This window comes from Erwinia sp. (assembly GCF_031978025.1).
Taxonomy (GTDB): domain Bacteria; phylum Pseudomonadota; class Gammaproteobacteria; order Enterobacterales; family Enterobacteriaceae; genus Erwinia.
This window is the reverse complement of record NZ_DALZCD010000184.1, coordinates 1-8,748: the sequence shown is the minus strand read 5'-3', so window position 1 is coordinate 8,748 and position 8,748 is coordinate 1. Positions and strand designations below refer to the sequence as shown.

The 8,748-nt window shown below is 56.6% G+C and carries 5 protein-coding genes, 1 tRNA gene and 1 pseudogene; 5 read left to right on the top strand and 2 right to left on the bottom strand.

From position 1 onward, the window contains the following. Together RTK32_RS14705 and RTK32_RS14700 are read left to right on the top strand one after the other, a co-directional pair. The coding region (locus tag RTK32_RS14705; RefSeq protein ID WP_409451102.1) for an FAD binding domain-containing protein at window positions 1-330 on the top strand (330 nt) is incomplete at its 5' end. Beyond that, entirely contained in the window at window positions 327-2,609 is a 2,283-nt protein-coding gene (locus RTK32_RS14700; protein WP_312045259.1) for a xanthine dehydrogenase family protein molybdopterin-binding subunit, read from the top strand. The genes RTK32_RS14705 and RTK32_RS14700, both read left to right, overlap by 4 nt. A 152-nt stretch (window positions 2,610-2,761) precedes the next feature. On the opposite strand, the gene RTK32_RS14695 is transcribed toward RTK32_RS14700, so the two are convergent. After that, window positions 2,762-3,430: a nucleotidyltransferase family protein gene (locus RTK32_RS14695; protein WP_312045257.1), complete on the bottom strand. Its 669-nt coding sequence runs from the start codon at window positions 3,428-3,430 to the stop codon at window positions 2,762-2,764. 145 nt (window positions 3,431-3,575) lie between these two features. On the opposite strand from RTK32_RS14695, the gene RTK32_RS14690 reads away from it, so the two are divergent. After that, entirely contained in the window at window positions 3,576-5,036 is a 1,461-nt protein-coding gene (locus RTK32_RS14690; protein ID WP_312045255.1) for an AMP nucleosidase, read from the top strand. A 205-nt stretch (window positions 5,037-5,241) separates the two neighbouring features. Here the strand turns inward: RTK32_RS14690 and RTK32_RS14685 are convergent, their stop codons facing one another. Next, window positions 5,242-6,363: a Gfo/Idh/MocA family oxidoreductase gene (locus RTK32_RS14685; RefSeq protein WP_312045253.1), complete on the bottom strand. Its 1,122-nt coding sequence runs from the start codon at window positions 6,361-6,363 to the stop codon at window positions 5,242-5,244. A 292-nt stretch (window positions 6,364-6,655) separates the two neighbouring features. On the opposite strand from RTK32_RS14685, the gene RTK32_RS14680 reads away from it, so the two are divergent. Beyond that, a tRNA-Asn gene (locus RTK32_RS14680) sits at window positions 6,656-6,731 on the top strand. Window positions 6,732-6,949: 218 nt separating this feature from the next. Then, window positions 6,950-8,748: pseudogene (locus tag RTK32_RS14675) on the top strand (hypothetical protein); the annotation flags it as partial.

Here is an 8,748-nt window from a genome sequence, read left to right as displayed (position 1 = left end):
GCGCTGGCCCGGTCGCATTACCTTAAAGTACGTGACCGCAGTTCCTATGAGTTCGCTGCCGCCAGTGCGGCCGTAGGGCTGGAGATGGAAGAGGACAATCTGACCATCAAAACGGTGCGCGTCGCGCTGGGCGGTGTGGCGACCAAACCCTGGCGCGCTTACCAGGTTGAGCAGGCTCTGCAAGGCCAGCGACTGGATGAAAAAACGCTGCGTAAAGCAGCGGAAAAAGTCACGGAAGGCGCTATCGCCCGCCAGCATAACGGGCACAAAATCATTCTTGCGCCTCGCGTGATTGCCAGGGCTCTGATGACCGTAGGGGGTCTGGTATGAGTACGCTTGAAACACCAGCCATCGCCCGTCAGCAGGCTTTAGGCAGCCCGCTGGATCGCGCTGACGGCCGACTGAAAATTCAGGGGTTGGCAACTTACGCTGTCGAAAAATCTCTCGATAATCTCGCTTATGCCGTCGTGGTTCAGTCAACCATTGCTTATGGCCGTATCACTGCAATGCACACCGAGCGCGCACGCCAGTCGCCGGGCGTGCTGGCGGTGTACAACCACGAAAGCGGCGTGACTATTCATCCGGCCAAAACGTTTGGTGAAGGCGGCGCGGCGGCACAGGCTTTTCTGCCGTTGCAGGACGATAAGGTTTTGTGGAACGGTCAGCATATCGCGCTGGTAGTAGCAGAAACGCTGGAACAGGCCACGGAAGCTGCGGCGCTCATCGAAACGGAATATGAGCAACAGCCCCCTATCGTGCATCCTACGGATCCTGACGCCAAACCAGAAATGGTGGAGGCATTAACCATCGACCGGGGCGACGCCATTCCGGCGCTGGCACAGGCGGAGGTACAGGTGGGCGGCATTTATACTACGCCCAGAGAATACAACTCGCCTATTGAGCCACACGGCTGTATCGCTCACTGGCAAAATGGCAGCCTGACGCTGTGGGAACCAAGCCAGTGGCCGGGCGGCGCGCGTCAGGTAGTGTCAGAATGGATGGCGATCGATCATGAAAAGGTACGCGTTATTTCACCTTTTGTCGGCGGCGGCTTCGGCTGTAAAGGCGGTATACAGCCGCACAGCGCGCTGGCCTGCGTAGCCTCGCGCGAGCTTAACCGACCGATAAAACTGGCGCTGACCCGGCCGCAAACTTTTACCGCTTTTGGCGGCAGGCCCCGTACGCATCAGCAGCTGGCGCTGGGCGCAAACCGCGACGGCCTTTTACAGGCTATCGTGCACGACAGCTGGAATGAAACGGCGCTAAACGATGTGCACAAGGAACCTTGCAATTCCGTGACGGCGTTGATGTACGCTACCCCTAATTTCTTATCGCACCACAAGCTTATCCACCTTAATACCGTCAATCCCAGCTGGATGCGTGCGCCGGGCGAAAACCCAAGTGCCTTTGCACTGGAAGTGGCGATGGACGAGCTGGCGTGGGCGCTAAAAATGGATCCGCTGGCGCTGCGCCTGAAAAATTATGCCGAGCAGGATCCGCAGGCCAACATCCCCTGGAGCTCGCGTCAGCTGCGCGAAGCTTATCAGCAGGGTGCCGAAGCCTTTGGCTGGAGCAAGCGCCCTCTCGAGCCGCGCAGCCTGCGCGAAGGTCGCCAGCTGATTGGCTGGGGAATGGCTTCCGGCACCTATCCGGTACGCCGCACGCCTGGCGAGGCGCAAATCGTTCTGTCCGCTGACGGCAGCATTGAGGTTCAGAGTAGCGGCGTGGACATCGGCACGGGTACCTATACCATCCTGGCGCAAACGGCCGCGGACGTACTGCTGGTCGCACCGGAAAGTATTACCGTGTCGCTTGGCGATACGCTGCTGCCGCGCGCGCCGGTTGCGGGTGGCTCGCAGCTGGCGAACCTGCTGACCGGTGCGGTACATAAAACTGCGCTGGCGCTGCGCGACAGGCTGATAACGCTGGCAATTGCCACGCAAAAGTCACCGCTGTGGCAGCAGTCGCCTGCCGCCATCTCACTGGGCGACGGTTATCTCTGGCTGAACAACAGTCCGGGCTTACGTATCAGTTTTGCCGAAGTGTTGAAGCTTAGCGGACACGAAAAGCTGGTAGCACATCAGGATACCTTTGATAAGGCCGCCACCGAGGACGAGCGCAACAAGGCTGACCGCACCTCTACCATGATGCTGCCGCCCACCGAGGGCGGCGTGTCGGCCCACAGCTGGAGTGCCATTTTTGTGGAGGTCGCGGTGGATGCAGTTTTCTGCACGGTGCGGGTAAAAAGGATGGTTGGCGCGTCCGATTCGGGCCGCGTTTACAATCCCAAGCTGGCAGAAAGCCAGTGGATTGGCGGCATGGTGATGGGCATTGGCCAGGCGCTGCTGGAACAGGGGCTGATTGACGATCGTGATGGCCGCATCAATAACGCCAACCTGGCCGACTACCTGATAGCCGTCAATGCGGATATTCCTGAGCTAACCACGATCGACGTGGGCAAGCCAGATTACCTGGCCACCGTGCTGGGCGGTAAAGCGGTGGGTGAGCTGGGGATTGTCGGCGTAGCGGCCGCTATCGCTAATGCAGTCTGGCACGCCACCGGCAAACGTATCCGCGATCTGCCGATCACGCAGGATAAGCTGTTGTAACCGCAGGCGGGCTGACCACCAGCCCGCCATTTTATCCTCTGCACCCTCTGCACCCTCTGCACCCTCCGCACAATGTCGGCAACGGCCAGTCTCACCGACGCATCAACAGCAATCCGCAGCGCAGCCTCCCCGGTTTTAAGTCCTGGACAGCATCAGTCCGGCGGGTCTTTACCCGGCTCCGACGCCTGGCGCGGTCGTTCCGCAATCGCCGGACTTTCGGCTACCGGCAGCTGTGAGGGCAGATCGATATCCTGCAAAATTGACGCATCCTGCAGTTCAATCATATATAGAGGAAACTGCATCAGCAGGCTGCGCGCACCCTGCTCATCGGTCAGGGCGCTGAGCGCGTTAAACGCGCAGCGGCCAAAGCCAACCGGGTGGCCGGGGCTGGCGCGAAAAACAGGGCGCACGACCCCTTCCGCTGTCACTTTACTGGCCACCAGCCGCAGCGTCTGTGCAGAAATAAAAGGCATATCCGCCAGATGGATCAGCCAGCCGCCCCACCTCGCCGTATGGCGGACGCCAGCGGCAATCGATTCGCCCATGCGGGTATTTTCCACCAGCACTGTCGGGATAGCGTGTTGCTCACAGTAGTCGCGGATGGCCCGCTGCGTGGGGCGCGTGACCACGCATACCGGCAGGCCACTTTGCTGCGCCGCCTGGCAGCTGTGAACAAAGACTGATTTTCGCTGGCCTGACGCATCGGTGAACGTTGCCTGCAGCTTATCGGTTGTGCCGCCCGCCTCGGTAAATCGTTGTCCCAGTCCGGCGGCAATAACCAGAACACCTACCGCGTTTTCCCAGTGCCCAGGCTTATCCATATCCCTTACCCTTTTTTCACATTCGGGACCACCAGCGTAGCGTAAATCTCTTCAGACGAGGAGCAATTCAGACTGCACCTGAGCGCGCGCGCTTTATTTCGGCTAACATGCTGTTAAGAAAACAATAACTGCCTAAGGAGAGACCATGACGCAGCCTTCTTCCCCATCAGGACTGACCGTAGACGAGGCGCTGGATAAGCTGGATGCCCTGTACGAAGCGGCGGTCGGCGCGCTACGCCAGGCGATCACTACCTATATCAATGAAGGCACGCTGCCGGATTCGGCCAGTCGCGCCGCCGGCCTGTTTGTCTACCCGGAGCTGCGCGTCAGCTGGCAGGGCGATGCAGCGGGCCACAAGCTGTCACGCGCCTTTGGCCGCTTTACCCGCCCCGGCAGCTATGCCACCACCATCACTCGCCCCGCGCTGTTTCGCCACTATCTTTCCGAACAGCTTTCCATGCTCTGCAGCGAATATTCGGTGACGCTGGAGGTCAGGCCTTCACAGCAGGAGATCCCTTTCCCTTACGTGATTGATGGCTCTAACCTGGGGCTGGATCGCAGCATGAGCGCCGGGCTGGCACAGCATTTTCCCACCACTGAACTGGCGCAGATTGGCGATGAGAACGCTGACGGCCTGTATCAGCCAGGCGAGAAATTTCCGCTGTCGCATTTTGACGCGCTGCGCACTGACTTTTCGCTGGCGCGGCTGCGCCACTATACCGGTACGCCGGTCGAAGATTTCCAGTCCTGGGTGCTGTTCACCAACTACACCCGCTACGTCGATGAGTTCGTGCGCTGGAGCTGCGAGCAAATAGCGGATCCGACTTCGCCTTACGAGGCGCTCTCCTGTGCGGGTAATATCTGCGTAACGGCTGACACGCCGGATCCTCAGGCCACCATTTCCGGCCTGGCCTGGAAAAACCATCAGATGCCGGCCTGGCATTTAATCGCTAAAGAGGGTCAGGGCATCACGCTGATTAACATCGGTGTCGGCCCGTCCAATGCGAAAACCATCTGCGATCATCTGGCGGTATTGCGTCCCCATGCCTGGCTGATGATTGGCCACTGCGGTGGCCTGCGTGAAAGCCAGACGATTGGCGACTACGTGCTGGCTCATGCTTACCTGCGCGACGATCATGTGCTGGATGCGGTGCTGCCGCCGGATATCCCGGTGCCGAGCATTGCCGAAGTACAGCGCGCCCTGTTCGATGCGACCAAACAGGTCAGCGGCATGCCGGGCGAAGAAGTTAAGCAGCGGCTGCGCACCGGCACGGTGGTAACCACGGACGACCGCAACTGGGAGCTGCGCTATTCCGCCTCTGCCCTGCGTTTTAATCTCAGCCGCGCGGTGGCGGTGGATATGGAAAGCGCCACTATTGCGGCCCAGGGCTACCGTTTCCGGGTGCCTTACGGCACGCTGCTTTGCGTCTCCGATAAGCCGATCCACGGCGAGATCAAGCTGCCGGGCCAGGCTAACCGCTTCTACGAGGGCGCCATTTCTGAACATTTACAGATTGGTATCTGTGCAATAGATCTGCTGCGGGCAGAGGGTGACAAGCTGCACTCCCGCAAGCTACGCACCTTTAACGAGCCGCCGTTCCGCTGATTAACAGGGCGGAGGTGAAAGCCTCCGCCTGCCAGCATGTGGCTTTAGCGGGTGAACAGTCTCCCGCTGTATCCCTCCGGCCAGGCAGAATACCGTCCAGGCCTGCGCATAACGCTTTCCACCCTGCTTTCCAACGCAAAAACGTGAGCCTTGTTTTTACGATCCAAAGAAACGGTACCGTTGCGTTACCCCTCGGGGGCTTTCTCTACACCTCGATCCAACGGCGTTCCCGCGCGGAGACGGCTATCGCCTGTAGCACTTTCGACACCCGTAGCCCTTCGGCAAAATCTGGCCACATCGGGTCGTCCGCCGCGACGCCGTTGATTAAATCGCGGATCTCCACCGTTTTCTGATCGTTAAAACCGATACCGTGACCGGCAGACACACAAAAAGCGGCATAGTCAGGATGTGCCGGGCCGGTCAGAATGGTTTTAAACCCCTGACGTCCAGGGGCATCGTCGTGCCGATAAAGCGCCAGTTCCGCCATTCTTTCCTGCGTGTAGCGCAGCGTTCCTTTGGTGCCGCTCACCACGTAGGTCAGCCCCATTTTGCTGCCGCAGGCGATCCGCGACGTTTCTATCACGCCGTGTGCGCCGTTAGTAAAGCGCAGCAGCGCGCTGGCCTGATCTTCGTTTTCCACCTCGCGCAGCAGCGAAGGATTTTTGGCATCGGGACGCTGAGCGATGACCGTCTGCATATCACCGGAAACCTCGTGGATGTCACCTACCAGATAATGGGCCATATTGACGATATGCGCGCCCAGATCGCCCAGGGCACCCAGCCCGGCCAGCGCCTTCTGACAGTGCCAGTCCAGCGGCGTTTGCGGACTGGCAAGATAGTCTTCATTATGCGTGCCGTAAAAATGCACCACCTCGCCTATTTCACCACTGGCGATAATCTCTTTCGCCAGCTGGCTGGTGGGATTTTTCATATAATTAAAGCCCACCAGCGTCTTCACCCCGGCCTGTGCGGCGGCCTGCGTCATCTCCTCAGCATCTGCCACGTTCAGCGCCAGCGGCTTTTCGGAGTAGACGTGTTTACCGTGGCGAATGGCTTCCAGCGCCATCTCTTTGTGCAGAAAATTAGGGGCACAGATATCCACCACGTCGATGTCCGGGTCCGCCACCAGCTCGCGCCAGTTATCCGTCCAGCGGGAAAAGCCCAGCGCGGCGGCCTGCGCTTTCGCCCTTTCCGGGCTGACCTCCGCCAGGCTCTCACGCACAATTTCGCCTTTCAGAGCAAACACGGTGGCTGCCTGCGCATAAGCAATGGCGTGGCAGCGTCCGATGTAGCCGGTGCCGATCAAACCTATCCTGACCTTTTTCATGGAAGTTCCTTGCGGGTGAACGAGGCATCTCAACGAAATGTATATTTCAAAACAGGCCTGAACAATGTGAAAATGAAATAAACGTGATCATGTTGACGAAAATTGCCACGCTGTTCAGCGGTTACCTCTGCGTATTGCGAAACGTCACGCAAAGGCTGGCTTTCTGGCTGTAGCCTGTTCGAGGGCGATCCCGCCGGCTAATTGCCGATTAATGCAGCAGTCAGTGAGAAAAGCGCAAACAGGCTTTGACATCGCAAATCGCTATAGATATTATGCGCCCCGTTCCAACAATTCCTCTGTAGTTCAGTCGGTAGAACGGCGGACTGTTAATCCGTATGTCACTGGTTCGAGTCCAGTCAGAGGAGCCAGATTTGAAAAGCCCGCTCGGGGTTACCTGAGCGGGCTTTCTGCTTTAGGTTTTTTACGCTTCTTTATTTGCGCTATCACATAATTTTTACTTACCATTTTTTCTCACTATCTCCCGCCCCGTTCAAATGCCCTCAGCTGCAAACCTCTGTTACTTTATGATATTCTGCCTTCTACGCTCTTTGACAGGCTAAAGACTCACAAGGATTTGCCGCTTCTCATGAACAATACTACTAACGTTATTCTCTCGGCCTGGCATGACTATGTCCAATATAGCGGCGCAGAAAAAAGTAAAATCCCCGCCAGTAAAGTTCATGAGTATCAACAGCTTTTTATTAACGAAGAGCATTGCCGCGATGAGGAATCAGGGGTCTATCTGACTGTTCCTGCAGAAATGGCAAGAAGCTGGCGTCGGCGCTTTGTCAGGTATGATGAAAAAGGCCACGTCAGTCATATTGAACCGGTTAGCCTTCTTTTCCCCGTCTTACGCTGCGTTGACGTAGAAGGCAGCAGTACCAATACGAAGTACCTGCCGCTTTTTTCTTTCCCTTTGCCTAAAGCTTTTCTGATTTCTGAAGATAATACGCTGCTGCTCCCCGTAAAAGATGGCCAGCAGGTTAGCGCCTTCCCCTTTACGTTCCGTAATGTGTTTGCTGTTGAGCTGGCGGAGCTGGGAGAAAACCGGCATATGATGAGCATCATCAGTGCCCTGACCGGTCAGAAATATACGGGATTTTTCGCTGCTTTCGAGGGGCTGCTGGCCTGGATCAGCCAACAGGGCCAGACACCTGAAACCGCCTTTAATGCCCTTGTCGCGCCGTTACATAATGATGATTTTACTACTCAGCGCGACGGCAAAGATTATGAATGGCTTTGTGATAATCCTGAAGGGGCATTCCCTCTGCTGGAAAAATATCTGACTCATGAACATTCAGCAGAAAAGCCATCGATCTATTTTGATTTACCTACCTACGGGCTTTTTGAGCAAAAGTACCCTTTGGGCCACGGTCAGATGCAGGCGATACAGGCGATTAATCAGGACGAGCGACTGATTGCGGTTCAGGGTGCACCGGGCACAGGTAAAACCACGCTATTTAAATCACTGATTGCACAAAAAGTGGTGGAGAGGGCTTTGGCCATCGCAGACGGCCAGGATCGTAACTGCGGCATGTTAGTCACCTCAACGGCTATTAAAGCCGTCGAAAATATCATTAACGATCTTCGTGACGATCCGGTTACGCAGGGCCTGGACTGGTTATGGTTTCAGGGAGGCTCTAACGCACAGATAAAAAATGAGTTCTCTCGTCTGGAAAGATTAACAGGTCGCTGGCGGCAGGAAAGCTATGAACCAGAACGTCAGCAGGCCTTGCTGGCAAGTTTAAATCAGCACCGTCAACAGATTAATGATTGTTACCAGGGTTATATCAATCACAAGGCTCTAATGCTGCAGAGCATAAGCGACTGTGGATTTTCGACCACTGATATGGCAAGGGTAAAGGCCGCTTTCGCAGCGAGAATGGCCGATTTTTTCAGGAAAGCAGCAAGTGTTCCTTCATTGTTGGTCACACAACCAAACGATCTTTTCTCGCTTGATGTGGCTATTGAATTACACAAAGATGCCTTTATTGAGGCCCAACGGCTGCGTGAACGGGCATGGCAGTCAGCCATACGACTTGAGTCAACCTGGCCGCTGGCACATAACTGGCAAGCTATTGTTGCCTGGCTGGACGACCCGCTGCGTCCTACGCTGGAAGAAAACTATAGTGATTACCCACGCCAGGGCGTCCGGAACTTGCTGGTCCGCGTTTTAAAAGGAAAATACCAGTCTCGTAGCGATAAGATGCGCGCACGCTATGCCGATAGTTATCAGCGAATGGCGCTGACGGGTCTGTCCCATCAGCAACTGGCCGAGCTGGCGGATGCCGGCGCAAAGCTGTCGGCAGACAGAGAAACCGTTCAGTTACTAAAACTGTTGTTGACGCCGGAACCCGATCCTGAAGACCTGATGACCCTGGAGAT

What these genes read in the sequence shown, in the direction of transcription:
- RTK32_RS14695 (WP_312045257.1), bottom strand. Translation starts at nt 3,430, where the DNA reads ATGGATAAGCCTGGGCACTGGGAAAACGCGGTAGGTGTTCTGGTTATT.
- RTK32_RS14690 (WP_312045255.1), top strand. Translation starts at nt 3,576, where the DNA reads ATGACGCAGCCTTCTTCCCCATCAGGACTGACCGTAGACGAGGCGCTG.
- RTK32_RS14700 (WP_312045259.1), top strand. Translation starts at nt 327, where the DNA reads ATGAGTACGCTTGAAACACCAGCCATCGCCCGTCAGCAGGCTTTAGGC.
- RTK32_RS14685 (WP_312045253.1), bottom strand. Translation starts at nt 6,363, where the DNA reads ATGAAAAAGGTCAGGATAGGTTTGATCGGCACCGGCTACATCGGACGC.